Source organism: Idiomarina abyssalis (assembly GCF_900116625.1).
Lineage (GTDB): Bacteria > Pseudomonadota > Gammaproteobacteria > Enterobacterales > Alteromonadaceae > Idiomarina > Idiomarina abyssalis.
This window is the reverse complement of the sequence record NZ_FPBE01000001.1, coordinates 608901-634283: the sequence shown is the minus strand read 5'-3', so window position 1 is coordinate 634283 and position 25383 is coordinate 608901. Positions and strand designations below refer to the sequence as shown.

The following is a 25383-nucleotide window of genomic DNA, read 5'->3' as shown; positions in this document are numbered from 1 at the left end:
GCGGTACGGATTTAAACTAATAAGGATGACCAACAAGGTATACAAATAAGGAATGTAACCTATGAACCGTATTATATTAGCAATTCCCAATCCAATTATAAGTGCCGGTATGGCCTCTGTTTTACAGCAGCACTTTAGCGACACGGTGCTGACTGTTACGGGAATAGCTGACTTGCGTCGCACGTGTTATGAATATGAAGATGCTGTGGTGGTACTTTGCAGCCAACTGGGCGGGGCCGCTACAGTTGAGCACTGGCGGCGTCTAAAAAGGCGTCATTGCGACTTAAAGCTCATTGTGTGGGGAAGAAACCAGCAGGATATACTGGATTTTCAGTGTGGTATCAGTGTTGTCGATGGCTACTTGCTTGACTCATGTAACAGCTCCGATTTAGTTCAGGCAATTCGGTCATTAAAGCAGGGCAATGTTTATGTCGCGGCTCCGGTAGCGGCATATTTGGCGCAAAACCCACGTTCTCAGAAACAGAAAAGCATGGTTGATATGCTCAGTGAACGCGAGTTGCAAGTTGCGCAAATGCTCAGTCGTGGTATTCGTGTCAGAGAAATCGCCCGGCATCTGTGTATCAGTAGTAAAACAATTAATACTTTCCGTTATCGTATTTTCTCTAAACTCGGTATCGATGGTGATGTACAATTGTCTCATCTTGCAATTCAGCACGGTCTTGTCGACCTAATTCAGTTTGAAGGTAGATGACGGAAGGTAATACACAGAAACATTTTGACAGCGACAGCTTTCTTCGTCACTTGACTCATCAACCCGGTGTATACCGCATGTACGATGAGTCGGGTGACGTAATCTATGTTGGTAAAGCAAAAGACTTAAAAAAACGCGTATCCAGCTACTTTCGCGATAAAGTTGATCGGGTAAAGACTCAGGTCATGGTTAAGCAAATTGCTTCTATGGATGTCACCGTAACCAATACCGAAGCTGAAGCTTTAATACTCGAAAACTCCTTTATTAAGAAGTATCGCCCTCGTTACAACGTATTGCTGCGAGACGATAAATCTTACCCGTACATTATTCTGACAGCACATCAACACCCCAGGCTAGGCTTTCACCGCGGTGCCCGGCGTACCAAAGGTGAATACTTTGGACCCTTTCCAAACGGGTCAGCAGTGCGTGAAAGCTTAAATTTACTACAAAAACTGTTTCCGATTCGTCAGTGTGACGATACCTATTATCGTGCACGTACCCGACCGTGCCTGCAGCACCAGTTAAAGCGATGCCTTGCGCCTTGTGTGAATGTATGTACCGACGAGGAATATACCGAACAAGTGGCTTTGGCGCGGCAATTCCTGCAAGGGAAAAACCAGCAGGTTATTGACGAGCTTATGAGCAAGATGGAGCAGGCGAGTGAAAACCTGGATTTTGAAAGGGCTGCAAGGTTTCGTGATCAGATTGCCGCATTAAGAAAAACGCAGGAGCGTAACTCGGTGACCGGTAGCCAGCAGGAACTGGACGTTATTGGTTTAGCGCGTGGTAATGGAATGACCACAGTACAGATGCTTTTTATCCGAGATAACCACTTACAGGGCAGTCGTAGCTATTTTCCTAAGGTGCCGACAGATACCCCGGACGATGAAGTGCTCAGAGCCTTTTTGTTGCAGTTTTACTTGTCGGATACGGCTGGACGCAAAATTCCAAAGGAAGTGGTTCTTCCCGTCGATATTCAGCCGGACAACGTATTAGCCGAAGTGATGAGTGATGCGTTGTCACAACCCGTCAAACTGCAAAGCAAAGTGAGAGGGGATAAACGTCAGTATCAGTCGCTGGCTCAGAAAAATGCCGTTAATGCGCTGGAAAGCCGGTTAAATCAACAAAGTACAATGAACCGTCGTACTCAGGCATTACAACAAGTGTTGGATTTCGGCGTGCCCATACAGCGTATGGAATGTTTTGATATTAGCCATACTATGGGGCAACAAACGGTAGCCTCTTGCGTGGTGTTTGATCAAAACGGACCTAAAAAGTCTGACTACCGTCGCTATAATATTACCGGCATTACTCCGGGAGATGATTACGCAGCAATGTCAAAAGCTCTGGCTAAGCGTTATGATAACGCCAAAGAACAAGGCAACATACCTGATATATTATTTATTGACGGCGGCAAGGGACAGTTGGCCCAGGCAGAGAATTACTTTAGTGACTGGGGCAAAGAGGCGCCGGTTTTAATTGGTGTTGCGAAGGGAGAGTCGCGTAAACCCGGACTGGAAACTTTAATTATGGCCGGTAGTCACGAGACTATTCCGTTAAGTAAAGACGCCAGCGCGCTACATTTGATTCAACATATACGTGATGAATCACATCGTTTTGCTATAACGGGACACAGACAGAAAAGAGCGAAAGTTAAGAAAACCTCAACCTTAGAACAAATTGAAGGGGTAGGGGCAAGGCGCAGACAAACAATCTTGAAAAATCTAGGTGGATTACAAGAGGTAAAAAACGCTAGTATTGAGAAACTTGCCAGCGTACCTGGTATTAGCCGAGCATTGGCGGAAAAAATTTATTACTCATTTCGTGATGAGTAAAAACAATAAGGAATGAGCGGATAATGAAGTGGAATATCCCTAATATTTTGACCAGCTTTCGGATAGTACTGATACCGGTGTTTCTGGTGGTTTTCTATTTGCCAATGGAAGATGCGCGCTTTTGGGCTGCATTTATTTTTTGGTTAGCTGCAATTACCGATGCGTTAGACGGTTATATCGCCCGCCGCTTTAATCAATTCACTAAGTTTGGTGAGTTTCTTGATCCGGTAGCAGATAAAGCGATGGTTGTTGCTGCTCTGGTGGTAATTGTCGAAGATTACAACTCCGCCTTTATTACTATTCCGGCTTTAACAATGATTTGCCGTGAGCTTATTGTGAGCGCCCTGCGGGAGTGGATGGCACAAAGTGGCAATAGAGCAAAAGTCGCGGTTTCCAATTTAGGAAAGTGGAAGACGGTGGCACAAATGATTGCCTTAATTGGATTGCTCTGGAACGCTAATATTTATATTTATTGGTTATCGATGTTTTTATTCTACGCATCCTTTGTATTAACGGTTTGGTCAATGTGGGAATATTTACGCGGAGCCAGGGGTGAATTGACCAGAAAATAACAGCTTTGCCGTAAATTTGCGCAAACAGTCACTAAATTGATAAAAAGTCATTGACTGAAAATGATTAAACAGTAGAATGCCACGGCAGATGACGGTGCGGGAATAGCTCAGCTGGTAGAGCACAACCTTGCCAAGGTTGGGGTCGCGAGTTCGAATCTCGTTTCCCGCTCCAACGTCAGACTTTCCAGAATACTGTAAAAAGTACCAATACGCGGGAATAGCTCAGCTGGTAGAGCACAACCTTGCCAAGGTTGGGGTCGCGAGTTCGAATCTCGTTTCCCGCTCCAAATTCTGGCGGGTTGGCAGAATGGCTATGCAGCGGATTGCAAATCCGTGGATCTCGGTTCGACTCCGGGACCCGCCTCCATTATTCGAGAACACTTCTATGTAGTGCCCGGGTGGTGGAATTGGTAGACACAAGGGATTTAAAATCCCTCGAAGGTAACTTCGTGCCGGTTCAAGTCCGGCCCCGGGCACCAATTCCGATTAGATTAAACTTCAGTTCCCTTTGAACTATCTTAGTGTTTTCCCCAGCTAACTTTAACTAGTATTGCTGGTCTTACAATCATTCCTCTCGCATTTTGTGGCCTTGCAGAGCAAGGGCGTGCAGCACCGTCAAAACCGTTAGAACTGCCGTCATACCCAGCACAAGACTGGGAGTCGCTCTAAGACATCTGGAGGGTAGCGTTTAGAAGCCGCTTAAGGCTTCTTCCGCCACTCTCCATCGACATTGATGTAAAGGCCTGATTTAGTCAGCTCAATGGCACGCTTTCCGGCTACTAACTCAACATCGGCAACAGCAATGTCGTTCTCGTTAGCAATTCGGGTGTATTCTTTACGGCGAGCCTCGTTAATTTTCTTAACGATTTGCTCAGTAACTTCTGTCGATTCTACTACTCCCAGGTAACCGTCAGCTTTTTCGCCCACCAGGCCTTGTTCCTTCGCTTCACTTAATTGTGCCTTTGCCTGTTGCAAATCTAACTGTTGTGCTTGCGCCAGCGGGCTTGATAAACCAATAAAAGTAACTAATAGCAGCGTCAGTAAATATTTCATAGTTGCATTCCTTTGTCGTTAAAATAAGCCACTGGATTCAGAAATTACATCGTCGAGCGCTTTATCAACTTTGACGTAAATTTGGTGTTCAATCTTAACATTTAGGTTGATAGTAATGGGCTCTTTAGGCGCAGCTACCTGAACAGTTGGGGTACACCCCAAAATAAAAAAAGGTACGCTTACTAGTAAAAACAATTGTCTCATATCATCCCCTGATTAATTGATTTTCTGTTGTACTCGCTTACGAATGGCTTCGTTCAAGCTGTTACTAAGTGTTAGTCCTTTCATCAATGCAGGTAAGTCCTCTTCTAAATTTACGTTAAGTTCTACCGGGCGTCCATTTTCTACCTCAGGGTTTGAGCCCTTTAATTTCACGGCTAAGGTCAACTTACCGTTTTTATCATAGTCGATCACCGTGGACAGCTGCTGATAATAGAAGTTACTAAGAACGCCGGCCAGAGTCTGTAAACTGGGATTATTGCCGGCTACCGACACTAACGCCGATGAATCTACCTGCAAGTGACCACCGGGAGCCAGGGCATTTAAATAACCTCGGTCAACTGTAAACTGGTTAGAGTCCCAGTGCACTGGTATGGTTCCGGAGACATTACCGTCTATCGCGACTTTATTACTTGGGTATTGGCGCATAAGCTCGCCCAGAGAAATTTCTTCGAAAACAACGGGCAGTGCAAACTTGTTGGCCATAGAATAGCTTTGGTTAGGAATACTGATATTTCCGCCAAGGCCTTTTATGCTGTGGCTGGTTAAGTTAAGCGTGGACCGTTTGGGGTTATAAAAGGGTATTTGAGCCCCAAACTTAGCCGTTACAGGGCCTAGCGTAAATCCCTGTTGCACACTACCGATGTAAAGTTGAGCGTTATTAACATGGAGCTGTTCGTTATTGGCATTAAACTGAAAGTTGAGGCTACTATCAACCGCCGATAAAGTATCCGCAACCCAGTCGCTTTGCTGAATATCGACCTGACCGTTATCGAGCTGCCAGCGATTATCATTCCAGTCGAAGTTTACGTCTGCGTGACCATTAATAGTCGCTTTACTGATAACAACCTGAGGCGCGAAGTGCTTGAGTAGCGCATCGAGTTGTGGTGTTTGCTTCCAGTTAAAGTCGTGAATTTTAACCTTACTTTGTAAGCGGTTGGTTGTAATTTCGCTGTGATGTTGTACACGAATGTGCTCGCCAAGTCTAAGTTCTCCGTTACCGATAAGCTTTTGCTGTCGATATTTAAAGTCACTGTTAAAAGCCGCCTTTATTTGAGGTAGCTGATCAAAACTAAGCGCGTCGGCATGAATATTGAGACCAAGCTCAGCGGTAATGTCGTCAGGCTCTGAATATGGATAAAAGATATGTGAGAAATTGACGACTGCATTAGCATCGTTATTTAAGTGAGAGAACTCAATGTGCGTTGGCTCAACGCTTTGGAGCTTGGCAGCCTCATTTGAAACCTGGCCGGAGAATGCTGCTGTAAGCTTATTAATAATCAATGACTGCTCTGCGACAGGTAACGCTACGTTGCGGAGCTGAAGGTTTAAATGATCGAAATCAACTGAGTTAAATTGCCACTGTTTTTGCTCAACGGACAGCTCTGATGAGAGGTTGAGTGTTTCGTTTTTCTTACCTTTAGCAACGGCTTTGGCACTAACAGGCCAGTGAGTTTTAGTTACTGCCTGCTGAATTTTAAGCAGTGGCAATGCAAGCTGCTCATTGCTACTTAACTGCCAGGTTACTGATTCTAATTGTACCGGCAACTCAGGCACGTTTAAGGACATTAGATTGTTGGTTTCGCCATTCAATTCAAGTGTATAGAAGTTAATAATACCTTTACTCAAATTAAGCTGAAGCTTGCCCGATGCAGCGGTGGTGCTATCAGCCGCGACTATTTCAGCGTTATCTTTAACCGACAGCAACAATTCACCCGAAAGGGCGGATGTAATGCTCTCAAGGCTTGTGAATTCAGTATTGGGTGAAAAGTTACCTCGCCATTGTGCACTAATTGGAATTTGCCCGGTGCTTAGACTCTCTGCAACGCGGTGAGCTGCTAGTAAGTAGCTCGCGTTGGCGGTGAGCTGGCCTGAGCTATAGTTGTAATTTGCCTGCAAAGTTGCACTGTCGTGTTGAGCGGAGAGATCAAGACTGCCATTTTCTCGGGTCAGTTGCAGAGAGGCTGTAACAGGCTCCCGGCTGTTAACTTTTAGCTGGAGCGGTTCTCGGTTTAATAACTTAAAAGTCGCTGAAATTGGCTCTGGTAATAATGTTCCTTTTACGCGCAGAGATTTGATATCAAAGCGTTCCGGAACTATGGCCGGCACTTCGGCGGAGAGTATCTGTGTTAGGTTTAGTACGGTTGAGGACTGACTTGCGGAGGACTCTGGTAATGAGTCTATTGTTAACTCCAGCCGCTCAATAACAATGTGATTAATCGATAAGCGTTCAAACTCTATGCTCCAGTCGCTGATACCCAGCGATTTGAGTTGTTGATTCAAATAGGAATAACCTAATAGACCTATAGCGAATGCAATAACTAATATTGTAAGCAGTACGCGCCATAGCTTCATTCAGATATCATTCCCTTTGATAAACGCTAAGTTCCAATTGTAGTCTAATCAATATAACCAGCACTTGGGTTCTCTACAAGTTAGCGTTCTGTATAAAAATTGACCAGCTCATAAAGAGGGTATACTCTATTGTTATAGAAATAGTTGAACCACTTATTCCTAAGTGCCAATTATCATAAGTTTATATAATTAATTGCGCTGACTTCAGGTCTACCCGTTATTTTCTTTGGCTTCTAGTCAGAAATTGCTAGCAAAGGTTAAAGTTCTGTAAAGGCTCTTTTATAGGCTGAGTGACAAAGATAGTCTGAGAGCTGTCTAATAATTCACCTGTAATGGCTTTGATTAACTTGTGACAGGAGCTGACCGTGAGCACGATAACCAATACAGCAGTCAATGTGACGCCGGATAGCCCAGCGTTTCTGGGAAGTAGTAATCCGCTGGAAAATGATGCTCAGTACAGTTATTTCTTTAATGGCTGTTTCATCTATTCGTACAACCATACGACAGGTCGTTGTGCCTGCCTTACTGAGCTCGATGTTGCTACTACCACAGTTAAGCCTTACGGATTGGTCGATAAGCATTACGTTGTTATCGGTGATAAGGCATTTCGTTCTGTCACACAAGCTCAAAAAGCCAGAAGTAAAGTGTCTGTCGCAAATGCTTCTAATGATAATAGCCCGGGTAAACATCCGGCACTTCCTACCATCGAGCAATTGTCTCCGATAAAATCGTTAGCCAGGATAGAGGAATGGTTTAGTACGGACTTTGAAGCTAAATGGGAAGCCTACAGAGAAACCCCTGAATTTTACAACCTGATTCAATACTACCTGGCGCTTAGCTGCGACGCTTATAAACAAAAAGCGGACACAGCATTTTTGGATGCAGGAATTGAGTTCTATTTAAGTATGGCCCATTACAGTTGGTTAAACCCATCTGTTCTGCATAATGCGGCCTGTGTTTACTGGTTAGCCGGTGAGCAGGAGAATGCTCTCGATTGCATAGAGTTAGCTCTTAACTTCCGTTATTCAGGTATGGGCAGTTTATTAGCAGATGAAGACCTTCAGGGGCTTAGAAAAACCCGAAGGTTTCGTCAGCTTTCACGGAAGTACGAAGCACTTAAGCCTCGGTTTAATTACGTAACACTTGAGTTATTTGAAGTGTTTGAAAATTTTTCAGTGCAACAACCTGAATCTTTTGTCCGGTTCATGCGCAGTCATCTTTTAACCAATTTCCGGTTTTACGATATATCGGATTTAAGCGCCCGCATTGACGGTAGCGAAGATGAAGATGAGCGTGAGTACTGGCAACGTCTTGCAGCATTCAATAACAGTTATCTTTACAAGTATATGTTGATTGATGAGCCTATGGACCTTTTAACGGAGCAGGGCAAGACTAACTACCAACGTTTTCAACAGTACCGGCATTATCGAGTACTGAACCCTATTGTATTTGCCCGAATTTCAGAGCAGCTCTTTCATCATGCTCATTACTGGGCCAGCAGGCATCAGGGTGTCTTTAATGAAAGAGACCAAGCATTACTGTCGCAGAGCTTTCAGCTATTTGAAGAGTTTAGTGTTGCGACGGAAAGCCTGTGTTTTGAAAAAAGAAATGAGCTTATGGAGAAGGCTAAGAGCTATGATATCCACCACTATATGCAGAACTTAAAGCGCTTTTAATTATTCTGCCTGACGAATGGTCAGGTTAACTCTGCAGCGCCCTGTAACGGGGTGAATGCCGTCTTTAAGCTGCTGTACCCCATGATACCGGAGTCTGTCACTCCCACCCCAAACTAAAGCATCCGTGTGTTGAAGCTGAAACTTCTGGTATTTTTCCGAACGCTTAAAACCACCCCATAAAAAGTTAACCGGTAAGCCAAAGGAAAAAGAAACGATAGGCTTTGTAAAGTCCGCCTCATCTTTATCCTGATGCAGGCCCATTTTTGTGCCGGGTAAATAAACATTAATAAGGCAGGAGTCTGGTTTGAAATTTTCAAACCCCGCAAGTGTTGCCGCTTCTATTGCTTTAGTTTTAATGAGAGAGGGCATTTGGGGCCAGGGTGCTTTGGTGACTGGGTCAATCTTTTGGTACCGATAGCCCCGGCTATCGCTCAGCCAGCCATACTCGCCGCAATTACTGCTTTTAACCGACATTTTATGCCCGGCGGGCGTTTGTAAGTGACGTAAGGGAGCGCTCTTTAAGACACCGCGAACGTCAGTTAGCAAAGCATCGTCACTTTTAGCTAAAAACTGATGAAACAGCGTTGCCTGTTCACTAATATTTGAACGCAGTGGTTCAGAACCCAGGTTGCCGAATAAATCTAGAGAGGTCATGTTATGTCTTTGCTAAAGATAAGCTCATTAGAATGCGATCTTCACTAGGTCCTAAGTAATCTTTAATAGAATCAGTCGCCTGAAAGCCAAACCCTTCATATAAACAAACGGCGGATTTATTTTCCGGGGAAACGCTCAATTCAAGGCGTTTATAATGAAGTGACTGGGCAAGCAAAATAGACTGCTGCAGTAATTCCTTACCCAATCCCTGTCCCTGAAAGCTTTTTCCAATAAGCAAGGACATAAGTGCTAAAGCGTTGTCAGCCAGAGGGACCATAAGGCTGTAGCCAGCCACTTTGTCATCAACTTTAAGTGATAAAAATGTGTCGCGCCACTGTTGCAAAGCCTGATAAAAAAATAGAGGAGGGTAGGCCTGGTTTGAGTAGAGCTGCTTTTCCAGAAACGCCATTCTGGCAATGTCATCATAAACCGTTTTGGCGATGGAGAACTCATTCTCATTGTGATCAGTTGCTGCTAGCGAACCGACACACAAACGACAGTCTTCCTCGATGGGGGCTGAGGCTTCGACATAACGTAGTTTATGAGATGCTCGTTCACGGTTACTGGAAACCTGGTATATACGTTCTCTGGAAGCTTTTTCCTCAGTCATGGCGCTTTACCCGGCGTTTGCCGTTAATCATAGGGCGGATAAGCTCTATTTTACCCAAATAAGCGGTAATAAATACGGCAATAATGTGAATAATTACGAGCGCAAAAATGATGTTGGCGGATATACCGTGCAATGAGGTTAAAAAGCTGTCTCCATATAGCGCATCCACCTCTTCACGAAGAAAACCGGTAACAGCCTGAACTAAAAACAAAGCAAGTATAGAAAACACCATAAGGCCACCGAGTGGATTATGGCCCTGAGTCTGCTTAACCTCTCCCTCTTTCAGTTCATGAAGATGTTTTTTTATAGCAGAAAAGGAGGGGAGAAAACTTTTAAAGCGCGCATTAGGAGGCCCAATAAAGCCCCAGACAATACGAGTCATAACCAAAGCTGCGGCAGTATAACCTACTGCCTGATGGATGCTGCTGCCATGTTCGAGGAAAAAATAGTTCAGACAAAAGCACAGTACCAATAACCAATGAAAAGCTCTTATAAACTTATCCCAAATGATCATTGGCACTGCCTTTATTGCTTTTATTCAGTTTCTTGCTTAACAATACTGCCATCTACAGGATTAAAGTAGATTTCAACTTTCTGCTTATTCTGGTTAAACCCGTAAATTTCATAACAGTTTCCATCGGTTACTTTAAACTCGTTTATTTCATAACCTTGCTCTTTCAACGAGCTCTGAAACTGCTCCTGATCCAACCAGTTTTCTTTAGGCTCCATAGTGCACTGCGTCATTCCTGATTCAGGACTGCCGCAAGCTGAAACAAAGAGTCCCGTAGCCGCAATAGCCGATAGTTTAAGAAGTTGTTTTCTCATTTGACCTCCAGTTGAATAGAACTTAAGACTAAATGTAGCAACTTCAGACAGATAACGCTAATTCATCCGGAGGTTAAAACGGTAAAGCCCAACTTAACCAAAAGAAGTCGAGTCCGTCGTTAGGCCGTTTGATATCAGCGTTTGAATAGTGGGTATACCCCAAGGCGATACGAGCAGTAGAGCTGCGGTTGTATTGCCAGGAGAGTGATATTCTGTCCTCAAATTGAAATTGGGTTGATAAGCGGCGATTACTTATTTGTGTTTTGTCGAAATAACTGCCACCTATACCGGCTTCTATGAATAACGGTCGCTGAACCCCTGCTATGTGCCAGGAAAGAATCGGGCTGATAGTAAAAGCCGTTATATTATCTTCTGTATTGTTTGAGTCCTGCCAGTGGTTTAAAGCCGCTTCGACATGAAGTTTTGGTGAGCCAATCCATGTCGGCAATTCGACCGGTACGTTTGTTACCCTGTAACCAGCCCTGACGCCCCTTAGCTGATCCGCAGAATAAGCTCCGGTAAAATGAATTTCGTCAGCAAACGATGGGAAATTTAAGATTAACAGTACAACCAGTGATGCTATACGCCACATATCACTCTCCAATAATAAAAAAGAGTAATATTTTACATACAAACATGAATGTATGTAAATAAGGGCGTCACCGTTAATTTATGAAATGATTAGCTGCAACCATTTTATAAAAGCAACAAGGGCAACAGGCTGTCGTTGTCGTTTACGGTAGTAAACACTTAATGGGTACTGACAGGGGCGGGCGAAATCATTATACACTTTTAAGTTAGACAGACCGGGCGTGATAAGGCTGCTGTCGATAAGTGCAACGGCCTGCTCTGCTGCCGATAAGTCCAGGGACATTTGTACGTCGTTACAGTGGATCATGCGTGTAGAGCCTAGTTGCTGGCTATAAGCTTTCAACATAGCTTGATGATCCGGGTTATCCGGGTTGATTAACCAGGGTAAATGAAACGGGCTTTCATTCGTCTGAATAGCTGAAACTGGTACCAGCTGGTTTTTCTGTAATGCAACAGACTGAATGTTTTTGTCCATTGTCTTTCCATACCCAATGGCGAGATCCCAGCTTTGATGCTGTATTGCTGACGCCATCTCCGCGGAACTTTCATTAACAAAGTGCTCATTACAACGACTAAAACTCAGTTGTATGTGAGGATACAACGAATGAAAGTCTGCAAGCTTTCCGGCAAGCCAGAAACGCAGTCGCTCGGAACTGATTGCGACAGTTAGCTGTGTTGTTGTATTGTCACTAAGGTTCCGGGTGCGCTCTATGGTTCGTTCCAGTTGTTCAAATATTTGCTCAATTTGTGGTGCAAGCTCAAGACCGACCGGAGTCAGTGAATGAACTCGGTTGTCGCGTTGAAATAAGCGAACTTCAAGTTGCTCTTCGAGAGTTTGTATTTGCCGTGTCACCGCGGACTGAGTGACGCCAAGCTCCTGGGAGGCTTGCTTAAAAGAGCCGCTTCTGGCTGCGACATCAAACACTCTCAGTGCATTTAATGAGGGGAGTTTCGTGTTTTTCATATTGATTAATAGTAATCTGTAATTAATAAAAAGTAACTTTGATTCTGGCAGTTAAAGTGTAAATACGCAATAAGGAGTTTGTGTTGTCTTACTGGAGTGAGTTTTCAACCATTGCCTTGATTCATCTGTTCGCGGTTGCAAGCCCTGGCCCTGATTTTGCGGTCGTATCACGTTATAGCTTAAGTTTTGGGCGTAAGGCAGGTTACTGGGTGAGTCTTGGAATAGCCGCAGGAATTGTCATTCATGTGACTTATTCACTTGTTGGCGTTGCGCTCATCATTCACCAGACAGACTGGTTATATCAAACCCTGCTTTGTGCAGGTGCATTGTACTTAGGTTTTATCGGAACTCAGGCAATTAAAGCCAAGCCAAGAAAAGACATGTCGGACAGCGAGCTTGCCTCTACTCAACCACGTAAGCGTAAAGCCTTTATCGTTGGTTTTATTACCAATGGTCTCAATGTGAAGGCAACAATTTTCTTCTTAACCCTATTTACTACTATTATTGCGCCGGAAACACCTTTTAGTATCCAATTTGGGTACGGCGTGTACCTTATCGTTGCAACTGGGCTGTGGTTTTTGTTTTTAACCTGGCTACTTACTCAGCCCCGTATTTTTAAAACACTCTGGCACTACAGCCACTGGGTAGATCGCACCATGGGCGCTGCATTAATTTTGCTTTCACTGAAGTTATTGTGGGAATGGGCCAACCTGATTGAGCTTATCGGATAAGGCGTTTCAGGTTATACTGGTTGCAGTTCTTAAAGAAGAGATGAGAAAAGCTCACTATGCAGTTATTTGTGAATGATTTGACCGTTATTGATTGCTCTTACTTATGCCCTGAGAGGGGAATAGTCGGTGAGAGCTGGATTGTTGATATCGTGCTGGATGGCGCGTTAAATGAGCAATCTATGGTGCTGGATTTTGGTCGTGTGAAAAAGCAAGTTAAAGCCATTATCGATAATTCGGTTGATCATAAGTTGGTTGTGCCGGCGGAACACCCATACACAAAAGTCACGCATAACTCCGACGACAGTGCTAACTGGGTTGACTTTGTGCGCCCGGAACAGCGCTCTATCCATTTGTTCTGTCCTGCGGATGCCTTTGCTTTTATCGATGCGGAAGTTGTCTCCATTGAAACGGTTACTGACTACCTTAAAGCCGTCATTAAAAGAGAGTTGCCGGTCAACGTTGAAGGGCTTAGCTTGTTTTTACGGCCTGAGAATATTGATGGTTTTTATTACCACTACACTCATGGTCTGAAAAAGCACGATGGAAATTGCCAACGTATAGCCCATGGCCATCGCTCAAAAATCCAGATTAAGCTGGATAACATACGACAGCCGGTACTTGAAAAAGAGTGGTCAGATAAGTGGCAGGATATTTATTTAGGTACAACGGAAGATGTTTGCACTCGTAGCAATCTTCAACTATCTGGCGCTGCCAGTGATTTGAGCTCTGATTCCAGCCACACCTTTTATAGCTATACTGCTGATCAGGGCCTGTTTGAACTTGTGGTTCCTAATGCAGAAAACTTCGTTATTGATACCGACTCAACCGTTGAATGTATCGCGGATTATTTAGTTGAAGAAATAAAATCACAAAACCCTGATAAAAAAGTCGAAGTTCGTGCGTTTGAAGGGGTTGGGAAGGGAGCCATTGCCTATGCGTAGAACAATTACCGCTTTTATTTTGTCGCTTTGCTCAATAAACGCTGCATTGGCGGACGAACCTATTGAACTGGAGATAAAAGGGCCATTGACTCAGGGAGCGCTTATTTTGGCTAAATCTGAGCCCGGCGTTACTGCCACTTTGAATGGCGAACCTCTGCAAGTTACCGAGCAGGGTTATATTGTTTTTGGTTTCGCACGAAAAGCTCCGCTGGAAAACACCTTAATAGTTAAGAAAGGTGACAGCACAATAACCAAAGAGCTCACGTTAACGCCTCGTGAATATAAAATTGACCGTGTCGACGGAGTGCCTCAAAAGACGGTAACACCAGATCCCGCACAGGTTAAAAGGGCAAGAAAAGAAGCAGAGAAAGTTTGGGTAGCGCGGCAAAAAGAAACGCAGAGAACAGACTTTCTAACCCCAGTCGTTAAACCTGCAAAGGGGCGTATTAGTGGTGTTTACGGAAGTCAGAGAGTTTTTAACGGAGAACCTCGTAACCCGCATTATGGTGAAGATATCGCAGGGCCGACGGGTACTCCGGTAAAAGCCCCTTGGCCAGGTGAGGTGGTGTTAGCTGAACCCGACTTATTCTATTCGGGCGGCACAATTATTATTGAGCATGGCTATAAAGTCACGACCACTTACTTGCACTTGAGCGAACTTAACGTGGACGTTGGCGACAAGGTTAAGCAGGGCGAGTTAATCGGTGCTATTGGTGCTACCGGTCGTGCAACCGGGCCTCATCTTGACTGGCGGGTTAACTGGGGAAATGAACGACTCGATCCAGCGTTACTTCCCCAGCTTTATCAAGACTAACCGGAAGGCGTTAGCCAGCCTTTCAACTTATCTGGTTGTTTCACGCTTAACAGGTAACTGCTTTTCGCGGGCTCCAGCCAGGTAAGCTCCAGGGTCATCAATTCATCTCTTCGGAATGCATGAACCGTTACTGTATCCCCGGGAACGTAGCGTTCAAGAATGGTTTTTATGGACTGCTCATTTACCTGCAAGTGATCAACCGCAATAATTCGGTCTCCGGCTGACAGCCCTGCATGATAGGCGCTCTCGTCGTGGTAAACATTGATGATTTCCAGCCCTTGTGCAGATGCTTTATATTTCGCGCCGAAGTTTACTTTGGCTGGCTGATCGGCTGCCTTGCCTCCACTGCTGTTATCATCTACTGGTACTTGTCGTTGAACGTCGATACCGAAGTTTTTCAGCAACTCGATAAGAGGTATGGAATCCTTATTGTATAGCGCGTCCTTTAAGAAGTCGGAAACATCAATGCCAGGATAATGATTGAGCCAACTCAGAACAGTATCATCGGCTGTGCCAATTGAGGTTTTACCGAATTCGTGCCACAGGTCTTTCATGACGTTGCCCAGAGTTAACTTATGCTCAGATTGCAGGCGTAACATTAAATCCAGACTTAAAGCAATTAATGCACCTTTAGCGTAATAACTGACAATGCTGTTAGGTGCATTTTCGTTCTGTTGATAAAACTTAGTCCACGCCAGAAAACTCGACTCGGTAACACTTTGTTGATACTGACCCGCGCCTCGTTCAACTCTTGAGAGCGTATCACCAAGCACTTTTAAATAGCGCTTTTCATCAATGATACCGCTGGCATGAAGCAAATAGTCATCAAAATACGACGTCATTCCTTCGTAGAACCAGAGCTGCTCGGTATAGGACTCTTTATCCAATTGATACGGCAGAAACGCTCGTGGCTTTAAGGTTTTTATATTCCAACTGTGAAAGTACTCATGGCAACAAAGGCTCAGAAAAGTTTGATAGTTGTCATTCATTTCATATTGATGAGCACTGATAAGATCTTTACGACTGCATAGTAGGGCAGTTGAGTTTCTATGCTCGAGTCCACCGAAGCCGTTACCGACAACCATGGTCAAAAATGTATAAGACTGGAAGGGGGCTTCGTCGAACATTTGCAATTGGGTTTCACAAATACGAGCAAGATCAGCGGTCATCCTTGAGGTATCCGCGAAGTGCCGGCCACTTAAAACAAAGGAATGTTTTATCCCATGAGCGATAAATTCCTCAATGGTCAAGTCACCGATTAAAAACGGATAATCAATTAGAGCGTCGTAGTTTTCCGCCTGAAATGTTCCCCATGAGTGTGCTTGTCCATTTTTTCTTGGCATACCGGTTGCCACTTTCCACTGAGGTGCTTCAGGTGGCGCGTGAAGATGCAGTTCACAGGGAAGATCGGTCTGTCCTTCAACTGCCAGACATAAACTTGTGTTGTTAAAGAACCCCTGGAACTGATCAAGGTATGCGGAGCGAACAGACAAGTCCCAGGCGTAGACTTGATAATGGACAGTAATCGGGTGGTTTGATTTGTCGAGACGCCAACGATTCTTTGCTATTTGCTCAATCGTTAACTCTTGTCCGTTACTTTCAGCATGCAGCCCAATGATGTGCTTACTAAAGTCTCGTATTAAGTAACTGCCCGGGATCCAGTTCGGTAACCAAAGTTCTTGTTCGTCAACCGCTCGTTCAATAGTGAGCGAGACATTAAATAAATGCCCGTGTAAATCGATGGGGGTTATATCGTAAGCGACCAAGGGACTCTCCTTTGCTTGACACAGCCAGACAACTAGCGATCATAGTAACATATCGATTCATCTCAAAGAGACCCCTATGACAAGCAAAATTTCGGAGCTCGTAACCGGTCAAAGAATAGAAGTTCAATTAGCCAGCTCAAATGTCCCGGCTCGTTTTTTCTCAGAGTTTATAGGTGCAGTTAATGACCGCTGGGTCATTATTAATATGCCGGACGTACGCAAATACAAGGATGTTCGAGATTTTTTGCAAGAGAAAACGCCAGTTATTGTTCGTTTTGTACTCGAAAATGAAAATGGAGAGATCTGTGCTTTTCGTAGCGAGGTAAGTTACGTCATATCACATCCAACAAAAATGCTTTTCATTTTGTGGCCTAACCAGATAGAGCACAGGGTCATTCGAAAAGGGCGTCGGTTTGACGCACTTTTGCCTGCCGAGGTAGCCGGACAGTCGGTTAGCGGTGACGAAGTGTCGTTTAAAGGCCATGTGTTAGATGTCTCAGAGAGTGGCTGTCGGTTAAAGCATGAAAAACCGGACGGTAAGCTGGAAGAACTATGGGAAAATGGCAGTAAAATTGTTCTGAATATAGAGCAAAAAAGAAATGGTGATCTCACCCTTAATGCAATAGTCCGACAAGTAAAAGTGCTTGAGGGTCAGGTTGAATTAGGTGTGCAGTTTATGGGGAATCAAAAAGAACAGGTTAACTCACTTTTCTCCGGTAGCTTAGTTGATATTGATGAGTTATCGAGATTAGAGTCTTCAGCGCGATGAAAAAACCGATAAAAACACAATGGCAGTTACTGATGGACAATCGTAACCGCTTTTTCTGGTTGCTGCAGGCTGGTGGCTGGATAGGCTACGCATTAGTGAATTATATTGGTTCACTAATGCATGAAATGCGAGACATATACACCTTGATCATTATTCTTGGTGCCTATGCTGGTTTTTTGATGACAATCCCTCTGCGGTATTTGTATCGCAGAATATGGGAGCTGCCGCCACCTTTGATGGTTCTTATCGCAATTGGTGTCTCATACATTACAGCGGTAGCCTGGGCCATTGTTGATAACGCAACCTATTGGGAAATTTACAAATTTGGCTTTCGGCCGGACAGTCCTTTTTTCTATTTAAAAAACAGTTTGGCTAAGTTCTACATTGTTCTTAGCTGGAGTGGATTGTACTTTGGCATTAAGTACTATCAGATGCTGCAAGAAGAAAAGCAAAAAGCGTTGCTTGCCTCGTCTATGGCGCATCAGGCACAGTTAAAAATGCTGAGGTATCAGTTAAACCCACACTTCTTGTTCAATACCTTAAATGCGATATCGACACTGATTCTGCTAAAAGACAATGAAAAAGCCAATTTAATGGTGAATAAACTTAGCCGTTTCTTACGTTTTTCATTAGATAATGAGCCGATTAAAAAAGTCACGCTAGAAAAAGAAGTTGATGCGCTGTTGCTGTACCTGGATATCGAGAAAGTGCGTTTTGACGAGCAGCTTGAAATTGATATTCATTTGTCCGATGAGACAAAACACGCGTTGGTTCCAAGTTTGATTTGCCAGCCTTTGATTGAAAACTCAATAAAGTACGCTATTTCTAACGTTGAGGGTGTTGGGCGAATAAGAGTGCGCTCGTGGGCTGATAATGGCAATTTGATACTCGAAGTTTGTGACAACGGTCCCGAAATACAAACAGACCCTGAAAAGCTTTTCCGTAAAGATGGTGTGGGACTCAATAACACTCGACAACGATTAAAATCTTTATACGGCAAGCATTATCGTTTTGAGATGCTCAAAGGTGAAGAAAGTGGTCTTTGTGTTCGCATTACTATTCCGATCGAAACGGTGGAGAATCAATAATGAATCGATTGAAAACCTTGGTTGTTGACGATGAGTCACTTGCCAGAAAAGGTTTGGCTATTCGTTTAAAAGAATTTGAGCAACTGGAGCTGATGCCCGAGTGTAAAACCAGTCGAGAGGCTGTGGAAATTATTGTAAAAGAAAAGCCCGATTTGATTTTTCTTGATATTCAAATGCCTGGCCTTAATGGATTTGAAGTGTTGAAAGCGGTTAAGGAGCAAGGGCAGGACTTGCCTATTGTGGTTTTTGTAACCGCTTATGATGAATATGCGATAAAGGCATTTGAAGTCAGGGCACTGGATTACTTGTTAAAGCCCGTGGATGATGCTCGCTTAGCGGAATGCGTTAAACGTGTGATAAGTGAGCATCAAAATGTCAATGACGAACAGCAGAGTAAATTAATCAGCCTTGTAGCTGAGGTGACCGGGCAGGACGCTGACACCTTGCTGGAAAGGTTGTCAGCAGGAGAGAACATTACTGCTGATGAATATCCGGATTACATTGCAATAAAAGATAGTGGCGAAATTACTCGGGTGGCGGTTAAAGATATCAAGTGGGTTGATGCCGCAGGTGACTACATGTGCATACATGCCGGAGACGAGACCCACATACTGCGTCGTACCATGAAAGAGCTGGAACAGGACTTAAACCCTAAGTTATTTCAACGGGTTCACCGCTCAGCTATCGTCAATATAAAACAGGTGGAGAAGTTGTGTAACCAGCAAAATGGTGAGTATCATTTACAATTAAAAAATGGTCAAAAACTGAAAGTCAGCCGTAGTTATAAAGACCGTATTAAACAACTTATTCTGAGCTGAACATGTATCGACTGACAGGCGTGCTTACCGTTCTTATTTTTATTGCTGGTTGTACAGCTAATATAGGCTATCAGTTTGCTGATACTCTGGTGGAGTGGAAGGTAAAGGACTACGTTGACTTGAACGGTGAACAACAAGAGCTGCTATCAGAAAAAGTCGATGAACTTCATCAGTGGCATGCTCAGACACAGCTTCCTTTGTACCGCAAGGAACTAAAAGCATTGCGCGATAAGGTTAAAGAAAAGTCGTTAACACAAAACGATATTGGTGATTTTGAAGATACTTTATGGGCTTTTTGGGAAAACGTACTCATAAAAATTGAGTCCGAAGCCGACTTACTCGCAACACTTTCTGTAAAACAGCGCCAGCAACTGGTAAGCCGACTAGAGGAAGCTCAGGAAGAACGCTATCAGCGTTTGAAAGAAGATAAAGAACAGAGTGACATACTACGACGTCTTGATCGCATTTCCGACGTTGAGGAAGATTTAGAGGATATCCTCGGTGACTTAACAACAGAGCAAGATAAGTTATTGCGTAGTTGGGTAAGTGATTCACCCCGGCTACGGGAGCCTTGGTTAAGTTACCGTGCAAGCTGGATAACCGAATTTGAAAAGGCGCTACTGAAACAGCCTGTTGATGAAGAAAGGATGTCGTCTTTAATCCTTGATCCTAAACAACTCAGAAGTGAGTCTTTTCAACAGAAATCAGAAGAAAGCAGTGAACTGCGAAATAAATTTCTTTGGGATATGTATCAAAGTTTGACTCAGGAACAGCGTAAGAATGTGATTAAAAAGGCCGATGAATATATCGACCTTCTCGATTCGTTAATTAAAGATTTTAGTAACTAGCGCACTTCAATAATTTTACAGGTGTTACTTGAGCCTACGGTTTCCATAACGTCACCATGAGTGAGTATGACTAAATCACCCGCTTTAATGTGACCACTCTTTTTAACCACTTCGATAGCTTCAGTGATTGGGTTTTCTACACTGGTGGAATCAAAGTTTATAGGATAGACACCACGATAAAGCGCTGACTTATCGCGGCTGTGAGAATGGCGCGATAAGGAGAATATTGGCAGGTGCGATGTAATACGGGACATTAACTTGGCAGTAAAGCCCGATTCTGTCAGAGCAATAATAGCGGTTACACCATTGAGATGTGTGGCAGCGTACATTGCAGACATTGCTGTAGCCTCAGTGATACTGGAAAACATTTCTTCCAGATCCTGATGGCGCAGTTGAGCTGAAGGGTGTGTTTCAGCACCGAGACAAATATCCGCCATTGCTTTAACGGTTTCTATTGGGTGTTTTCCTGCAGCGGTTTCAGCTGACAACATAACGGCATCTGTGCCATCTAATACTGCGTTGGCAACATCCATTACCTCAGCACGAGTTGGCATAGGGTTTTCGATCATCGACTCCATCATTTGAGTCGCTGTGATAACAACGCGATTTAATTGACGAGCACGAGAAATGATCTGTTTTTGCTTACCAACTAATTGTGCATCACCAATTTCAACACCTAAGTCACCACGGGCAACCATAACAGCATCAGAAGCTCTGATGATATCGTCTAAAGCATGCTCGCTGGCGACAGCTTCTGCGCGTTCTATTTTTGCGCACAACACGCCTTGCCCGCCAGCTTCTCGCAGTAGGTGACGTGCCTGATTTATGTCGTCTCCGGAGCGGGGGAAAGAAACCGCGAGGTAATCGACACCAATTTCTGCGGCCAACTTTATATCGGCATAATCTTTTTCAGTTAATGCCGCGGCTGATAAACCACCGCCCTGACGGTTGATGCCTTTATTGTTGGAGAGAAGGCCTCCAACGGTCACTTCTGTCATTACCTGATTGCCGTTAATTTCTTCAACTTTTAATTGAATACGGCCGTCGTCAAGTAACAGAATATCGCCTGGGCTAACGTCATTAGGTAGGTCTTTATAGTCCAGCCCGACTCGATTTTGGTCACCACTGTCTTTTTCGAGCTCAGCATCTAAAATGAACTTATCGCCGACGGATAACGTAATTTTACTTTGTTGAAAACGTGCTACGCGAATTTTGGGACCTTGAAGATCTCCCAGGATGGCAACATGTGCTTCCAGTTCGCGTGCTATTTTTCTGACCATTGAAGCTCGGTGTTTGTGATCGTCTGCATTACCGTGAGAGAAGTTAAGGCGAACGACATTAGCACCAGCTCTGATAAGTTCTCTGAGAGTTTCCTCAGAGTCAGTGGCCGGTCCAAGAGTGGTCACAATTTTGGTACGACGAAGCATGCAAAACCTCAGCAAAAATTAGCCATGAATGTTAGCTTAAGTTTAGCATACGCAGTATGACAGTAGTACGAAATTTAATTGAAAGATAAAGAGGTTAGTCCTTTATGAGTGAGCATAACTGGGAAGACAAAAGCGAGCAGGAGTGGCGTGAATTGCTAGGCGATGAAGCCTATTACGTCTTAAGAGAAAAAGGCACGGAAAGGCCTTTTTCCGGTAAGTATCTAAGTTGTGATAAAGAGGGCATATACCGGTGCGCGGGCTGTGGGCAAAAACTTTTCGACGCGAACCACCAATTCGATGCACACTGCGGTTGGCCAAGCTTCGATAAGGCAATACAAGGTTCAGTTGACTACGTAAAAGATGCAAGCCATGGGATGATAAGAACTGAAATACTCTGCAGCCGCTGTGGTGGTCATCTGGGCCACGTGTTTGATGACGGGCCCACTGAGACGGGACAGCGCTATTGTGTTAACTCTCTTGCTATGCGTCACGAAGACGATGAGTAATCACCGCGAAAGTTTCCTTCTTTAATCTTTTCAACAATGTCTTCGGCTTGCTCGTCCCACTGTTCGTATTGTTCTTCGCTGGCATTAACAATGTTCTTCATACTGTTCTTTTCCAGGTTGTCCTGACCAAGCTGCCAGGCAACCTGAGACCATATATAGGCTTGAGACCCGTTACCTTCTTTCAGGTACATGGAGACTAAGGTTGACGGTATTTCAGGGTTAATACGCTCACCTGGTGTATATAGCCGTAATGCACTGTAGAGAAGCTCGAATGTTTTTTGTGAGTCCTGCTTTGTATAGTAAGTGGCCAGGGCCAACTTCAGTTCAGGCGTCTCCATTTGCGGAGTACCCTCTAGTGACAGGAGCTTTTGTAAAGCCTGGTCGTTTCCTCGGTTTGACCAATGCCAATATAACCAAAGCGGGTGGTCGGAACTGGCCGTTTTATCGGCTAACTTTTTAATGTTTTTTTGCGAGTTGATGTAGGCTTCAATACGATTTGATTGTTTTTGTTTGAGCTTTTTGTGCTCAATAGTTGAAGCTAATTCCATACATTGGGCGTACTCTTGCAGATCACGCATTAAAAAGTACTGGTTTTCACTGGTATCTTTCTGATGTCGCTCGTAACGACTGAATATAAGTTGTCGGCGCTCCGAGTTACACCAGTTATCGTCATTTAAGTCACTGCACATTGCGGGGTTGGACTGGCAAATTTCACGTACAGTTGGTTTTCCTTCAACACAACCGACGAGGGCAACGACAGCACTTGTAATGGCGATTCTTTTTAACATAGGCTTCAACATTTAATTAGTGAAATACGATTGTTTCTTAAAATTGGCTTCATGCCAAGCTTTTCAGTACAATATCGCGGTTTTTAAAGCGTAGCATTTTAATTAGCTCACTGACATTAGCATAGAGGACAGGGCTCACTATGAACTCTAACCAGCAAGATCCAACCTTATCAAGTTGGCAGGAACGCCAGGAATTCGCCGAGCAAATGCAACCGTTGCTTGGTAAGTTGTACCGAAACTTCGGTGTCGAAATTTTAGTTTACGGACGTTCATTATTGAATGTATCAACTATCAATATCATTAAGGCACATCGTCTTATTCTTCGTCACGAAGGGCAGAAAGTTCGCTTACGTGAAAGCTTTCCTTTCCTGCAGGCTATGGCAGAACTGAAGCTGTCACCAGCCCGAGTTGATTTGGGTAAACTTGCCTATGGTTATTTGTTTGGTGGCAAAGGCGATAACTTGTCGGTTACTGAGTATGTTCAGCGTGAATTAGCGGACATCATCGACTCGGAAGATAACATTGAGCCGCGCGATGTCGTTCTATATGGTTTTGGCCGTATCGGTCGTTTGCTGGCGCGTTTACTTATTGAGCGTAACGGTGCGAACAATAAAATGCGCCTACGTGCAATTGTTGTTCGTGGTGGCCGTGACGGAGACTTAGAGAAACGGGCAAGTTTATTACGTCGTGACTCTATTCATGGTTTGTTCAACGGTTCAATCACCGTCGATCACGAAAACCAGAGCATAAAAGCCAACGGCACTAATATTAAAGTCATTTACTCAGACGGCCCTGATCAAGTTGACTACACCCAATACGGTATTGATAACGCAATCGTTATCGATAACACAGGTATTTGGAAGGATGAAGCCGGGTTAGGTCTGCACCTTAAGTCAAAAGGTGTGAATAAAGTTCTTCTGACTGCACCATCAAAAGGTGACATTAAGAATATCGTATTCGGTGTTAACGACAATATGATTGAAGACAGCGATAGCATCGTTTCAGCTGCAAGTTGTACAACGAATGCGATTACACCTGTTCTTAAAGCCTTGAATGATGAGTATGGGATTCGTAACGGTCACGTTGAAACGGTGCATTCGTATACAAACGATCAAAACTTGATTGATAACTATCATAAAGCCGACCGTCGCGGTCGCTCTGCGCCATTAAACATGGTTATTACTTCTACAGGTGCTGCTAAGGCCGTTGCAAAAGCACTTCCTGAAATGGAAGGAAAGCTGACAGGAAACGCTATTCGTGTACCAACACCGAACGTTTCAATGGCTATCATGAATTTGAACTTTGAAAAATCGACTAACCGTGATGAGTTGAATGATTATCTGCGTCAGGTAGCGTTGCATTCAGAGTTGGTTAATCAGATAGACTATACCGCCTCAACTGAAATTGTTTCGTCGGACTTAGTGGGCTCACGTCATGCTGGTGTTGTCGACTCTCAGGCGACCATCGTAGAGGATGACAGGGCTGTACTGTATGTTTGGTATGACAACGAATTTGGTTACAGTTGCCAGGTTGTACGTGTAGCAGAAGCTATGGCTGGGCTAAAAGTACCTAATTTACCAAAATAATTGAAAAAGCGCCTTTAAGGCGCTTTTTTTCTAGTATTTCTTATTTAACAAAGCAAAGGGTGACGTATGCATATCACTGCAAACTTTGACAGTGGCAATATTCAGGTTATCAGCGCAAATAATGCAGATGATATCCGTCTGGCAATCAGAAAAGATCACCAATCCGACTTTTACCAATGGTTCCATTTTAAGTTATTTGCTGAGGCAGGCGAAGAGCATGTAATGACAATAGAGAACGCATCTGGTTCAGCTTACCCTGACGGTTGGAAAGGTTATCAGGCGTTAGCTTCCTATGATCGTGAAACCTGGTTCCGTGTGCCGACTGAGTATAATGGTAAAGAGCTGGTTATTCGTCATACACCTGAGCAGGAAAGTGTTTATTACGCCTACTTCATTCCGTATTCTTATGAGCGTCATCAGGATCTTATCCAATCTGCTCAGCAGTCTATCGATTGCTACCATGAGCTACTGGGTGAAACCATCGACGGTCGTGAGTTGAACCTACTGGTAATTGGCGAGCCGGATGAGAGTAAAAATACCATTTGGGTAACGGCTCGTCAGCATCCGGGTGAGTCAATGGCCGAATGGTTTATGGAAGGCTTTATTACTCGCTTATTGGACGACGAAGACGGCGTAGCTCGCAAATTGCTTGATGAGAACGTATTTTATGTCGTGCCGAATATGAACCCCGATGGCAGCGTCCGTGGTCATCTGAGAACCAACGCCGTAGGTACTAACCTGAACCGTGAATGGGCTGAGCCTAGCCTGGAAAAAAGTCCGGAAGTTTTCTACGTGCTAAAACGCATGCAGGAAACGGGCGTTGACATGTTCCTTGATGTTCATGGTGACGAAGACTTACCTTATAACTTCGTTGCAGGTTGTGAAGGTATTCCATCTTACGATGCTCGTCATAAAGAGCTGGAAGATACCTTTAAAGCAGCCTTCTTAGCAGCAACACCTGAATTCCAGACGGAATATGGCTACGAACGAGATGAGCCGGGTAAAGCTAACATGACGGTTGCTAATTCGGCAGTCGGCGAGCGCTTCAAGTGTTTGTCTTACACGCTTGAAATGCCGTTTAAAGATAACGCGAATTTACCAGATGAAGATTTCGGTTGGTCTGTCGCTCGTTGTCAGCGTTTAGGGGAAGATGTTTTAACGGCAATGTTGGCAGTCTCACCTAAATTACGTTAAAACTAGAGTTGTATCACAAAATAATAACAACAAAGGGGGTC

At 44.1% G+C, this 25383-nt stretch carries 26 protein-coding genes and 4 tRNA genes; 18 read left to right on the top strand and 12 right to left on the bottom strand.

Annotated features, from left to right (window positions below):
- Nucleotides 1–61 precede the first annotated feature (61 nt).
- The 7 genes from BM359_RS03060 (at nt 62) to BM359_RS03030 (ending at nt 3598) form a co-directional block, all read left to right on the top strand.
- Entirely contained in the window at nt 62–712 is a 651-nt protein-coding gene (locus BM359_RS03060; RefSeq protein WP_054487841.1) for a LuxR C-terminal-related transcriptional regulator, read from the top strand.
- Entirely contained in the window at nt 709–2547 is a 1839-nt protein-coding gene (uvrC, locus tag BM359_RS03055; RefSeq protein WP_054487839.1) for an excinuclease ABC subunit UvrC, read from the top strand. Before BM359_RS03060 ends, uvrC begins: the two co-directional genes overlap by 4 nt.
- A gap of 23 nt (nt 2548–2570) precedes the next feature.
- Nucleotides 2571–3119 (top strand): CDP-diacylglycerol--glycerol-3-phosphate 3-phosphatidyltransferase, encoded by a 549-nt coding sequence (pgsA, locus tag BM359_RS03050; protein ID WP_054487837.1) that lies wholly within the window; start codon nt 2571–2573, stop codon nt 3117–3119.
- Between the two features lie 96 nt (nt 3120–3215).
- Nucleotides 3216–3291: transfer RNA gene (locus tag BM359_RS03045), tRNA-Gly, on the top strand.
- A gap of 39 nt (nt 3292–3330) precedes the next feature.
- Nucleotides 3331–3406 (top strand) — tRNA-Gly (locus tag BM359_RS03040).
- A gap of 6 nt (nt 3407–3412) precedes the next feature.
- A tRNA-Cys gene (locus tag BM359_RS03035) sits at nt 3413–3486 on the top strand.
- Between the two features lie 25 nt (nt 3487–3511).
- Nucleotides 3512–3598 (top strand) — tRNA-Leu (locus BM359_RS03030).
- 220 nt (nt 3599–3818) lie between these two features.
- On the opposite strand, the gene BM359_RS03025 is transcribed toward BM359_RS03030, so the two are convergent.
- From BM359_RS03025 to BM359_RS03015, 3 genes are read right to left on the bottom strand one after another with little or no spacing between them, the layout of a single operon-like run.
- The gene (locus tag BM359_RS03025) at nt 3819–4172 is read right to left on the bottom strand and encodes a YdbL family probable chaperone protein (protein WP_054487835.1); all 354 of its coding nucleotides are present in this window, start codon (nt 4170–4172) and stop codon (nt 3819–3821) included.
- Nucleotides 4173–4190: 18 nt separating this feature from the next.
- Nucleotides 4191–4376: a YnbE family lipoprotein gene (locus BM359_RS03020; protein WP_054487833.1), complete on the bottom strand. Its 186-nt coding sequence runs from the start codon at nt 4374–4376 to the stop codon at nt 4191–4193.
- Between the two features lie 12 nt (nt 4377–4388).
- A complete protein-coding gene (locus tag BM359_RS03015) occupies nt 4389–6746 on the bottom strand; it encodes an intermembrane phospholipid transport YdbH family protein (RefSeq protein WP_054487831.1) in 2358 nt (785 codons plus the stop codon).
- Nucleotides 6747–7111: 365 nt separating this feature from the next.
- Between BM359_RS03015 and BM359_RS03010 the strand changes: the two genes are divergently transcribed.
- Nucleotides 7112–8422 carry a TPR end-of-group domain-containing protein gene (locus BM359_RS03010; RefSeq protein ID WP_054487829.1) on the top strand — a complete coding sequence of 437 codons (1311 nt, stop codon included), beginning with the start codon at nt 7112–7114 and terminating at the stop codon, nt 8420–8422.
- Here BM359_RS03010 and alkB read toward each other — a convergent pair whose 3' ends face one another.
- The 6 genes from alkB to BM359_RS02980 form a co-directional block, all read right to left on the bottom strand.
- A complete protein-coding gene (alkB, locus tag BM359_RS03005) occupies nt 8423–9076 on the bottom strand; it encodes a DNA oxidative demethylase AlkB (protein ID WP_054487826.1) in 654 nt (217 codons plus the stop codon).
- Nucleotide 9077: 1 nt separating this feature from the next.
- The gene (locus tag BM359_RS03000) at nt 9078–9686 is read right to left on the bottom strand and encodes a GNAT family N-acetyltransferase (RefSeq protein WP_054487824.1); all 609 of its coding nucleotides are present in this window, start codon (nt 9684–9686) and stop codon (nt 9078–9080) included.
- On the bottom strand, nt 9679–10200 hold the full coding sequence (locus tag BM359_RS02995; protein WP_054487822.1) for a cytochrome b/b6 domain-containing protein: 522 nt from the start codon (nt 10198–10200) through the stop codon (nt 9679–9681). Before BM359_RS02995 ends, BM359_RS03000 begins: the two co-directional genes overlap by 8 nt.
- Nucleotides 10201–10220: 20 nt before the next feature.
- Nucleotides 10221–10511 (bottom strand): PepSY domain-containing protein, encoded by a 291-nt coding sequence (locus BM359_RS02990; protein ID WP_054487821.1) that lies wholly within the window; start codon nt 10509–10511, stop codon nt 10221–10223.
- A 73-nt stretch (nt 10512–10584) separates the two neighbouring features.
- Entirely contained in the window at nt 10585–11103 is a 519-nt protein-coding gene (locus tag BM359_RS02985; protein ID WP_054487819.1) for an acyloxyacyl hydrolase, read from the bottom strand.
- Nucleotides 11104–11181: 78 nt separating this feature from the next.
- On the bottom strand, nt 11182–12066 hold the full coding sequence (locus BM359_RS02980; protein WP_234972454.1) for a LysR family transcriptional regulator: 885 nt from the start codon (nt 12064–12066) through the stop codon (nt 11182–11184).
- An 80-nt stretch (nt 12067–12146) separates the two neighbouring features.
- Between BM359_RS02980 and BM359_RS02975 the strand changes: the two genes are divergently transcribed.
- The 3 genes from BM359_RS02975 to BM359_RS02965 are packed head-to-tail and all read left to right on the top strand — an operon-like array spanning nt 12147 to nt 14552.
- Nucleotides 12147–12797: a LysE family translocator gene (locus BM359_RS02975; protein WP_327077521.1), complete on the top strand. Its 651-nt coding sequence runs from the start codon at nt 12147–12149 to the stop codon at nt 12795–12797.
- A gap of 56 nt (nt 12798–12853) precedes the next feature.
- On the top strand, nt 12854–13738 hold the full coding sequence (locus BM359_RS02970) for a 6-carboxytetrahydropterin synthase (protein WP_054487812.1): 885 nt from the start codon (nt 12854–12856) through the stop codon (nt 13736–13738).
- Entirely contained in the window at nt 13731–14552 is an 822-nt protein-coding gene (locus tag BM359_RS02965) for a M23 family metallopeptidase (RefSeq protein ID WP_054487810.1), read from the top strand. The genes BM359_RS02970 and BM359_RS02965 overlap by 8 nt, the downstream gene beginning before the upstream one ends.
- Here the strand turns inward: BM359_RS02965 and BM359_RS02960 are convergent.
- The gene (locus BM359_RS02960) at nt 14549–16318 is read right to left on the bottom strand and encodes a M61 family metallopeptidase (protein WP_054487808.1); all 1770 of its coding nucleotides are present in this window, start codon (nt 16316–16318) and stop codon (nt 14549–14551) included. The two genes, BM359_RS02965 and BM359_RS02960, sit on opposite strands and share 4 nt — an antisense overlap.
- A 76-nt stretch (nt 16319–16394) precedes the next feature.
- Here BM359_RS02960 and BM359_RS02955 point away from each other — a divergent pair, with 76 nt between their 5' ends.
- The 4 genes from BM359_RS02955 to BM359_RS02940 are packed head-to-tail and all read left to right on the top strand — an operon-like array spanning nt 16395 to nt 19841.
- Entirely contained in the window at nt 16395–17087 is a 693-nt protein-coding gene (locus BM359_RS02955; RefSeq protein WP_054487806.1) for a flagellar brake domain-containing protein, read from the top strand.
- On the top strand, nt 17084–18175 hold the full coding sequence (locus BM359_RS02950; RefSeq protein ID WP_054487804.1) for a sensor histidine kinase: 1092 nt from the start codon (nt 17084–17086) through the stop codon (nt 18173–18175). Before BM359_RS02955 ends, BM359_RS02950 begins: the two co-directional genes overlap by 4 nt.
- Nucleotides 18175–18993, top strand: a complete 819-nt coding sequence (locus BM359_RS02945) for a LytR/AlgR family response regulator transcription factor (protein ID WP_054487802.1) — start codon at nt 18175–18177, stop codon at nt 18991–18993. The genes BM359_RS02950 and BM359_RS02945 overlap by 1 nt, the downstream gene beginning before the upstream one ends.
- A 2-nt stretch (nt 18994–18995) precedes the next feature.
- Nucleotides 18996–19841, top strand: a complete 846-nt coding sequence (locus BM359_RS02940) for a DUF6279 family lipoprotein (protein WP_054487800.1) — start codon at nt 18996–18998, stop codon at nt 19839–19841.
- Here BM359_RS02940 and pyk read toward each other — a convergent pair.
- Nucleotides 19838–21268, bottom strand: coding sequence for a pyruvate kinase (pyk, locus tag BM359_RS02935; RefSeq protein WP_054487798.1), 1431 nt, complete (start codon nt 21266–21268; stop codon nt 19838–19840). The genes BM359_RS02940 and pyk overlap by 4 nt on opposite strands.
- A gap of 104 nt (nt 21269–21372) precedes the next feature.
- Here pyk and msrB point away from each other — a divergent pair, with 104 nt between their 5' ends.
- Entirely contained in the window at nt 21373–21774 is a 402-nt protein-coding gene (gene msrB / locus BM359_RS02930; RefSeq protein WP_054487796.1) for a peptide-methionine (R)-S-oxide reductase MsrB, read from the top strand.
- Here msrB and BM359_RS02925 read toward each other — a convergent pair.
- A complete protein-coding gene (locus tag BM359_RS02925) occupies nt 21756–22562 on the bottom strand; it encodes a DUF2989 domain-containing protein (RefSeq protein ID WP_233399252.1) in 807 nt (268 codons plus the stop codon). The genes msrB and BM359_RS02925 overlap by 19 nt on opposite strands.
- A 140-nt stretch (nt 22563–22702) precedes the next feature.
- Between BM359_RS02925 and BM359_RS02920 the strand changes: the two genes are divergently transcribed.
- The gene (locus tag BM359_RS02920) at nt 22703–24148 is read left to right on the top strand and encodes a glyceraldehyde-3-phosphate dehydrogenase (RefSeq protein WP_054487791.1); all 1446 of its coding nucleotides are present in this window, start codon (nt 22703–22705) and stop codon (nt 24146–24148) included.
- A 66-nt stretch (nt 24149–24214) separates the two neighbouring features.
- Complete coding sequence (locus tag BM359_RS02915; protein WP_054487789.1) at nt 24215–25342, top strand: M14 family metallopeptidase; 1128 nt, start codon at nt 24215–24217, stop codon at nt 25340–25342.
- The last annotated feature ends 41 nt before the right edge of the window (nt 25343–25383 follow it).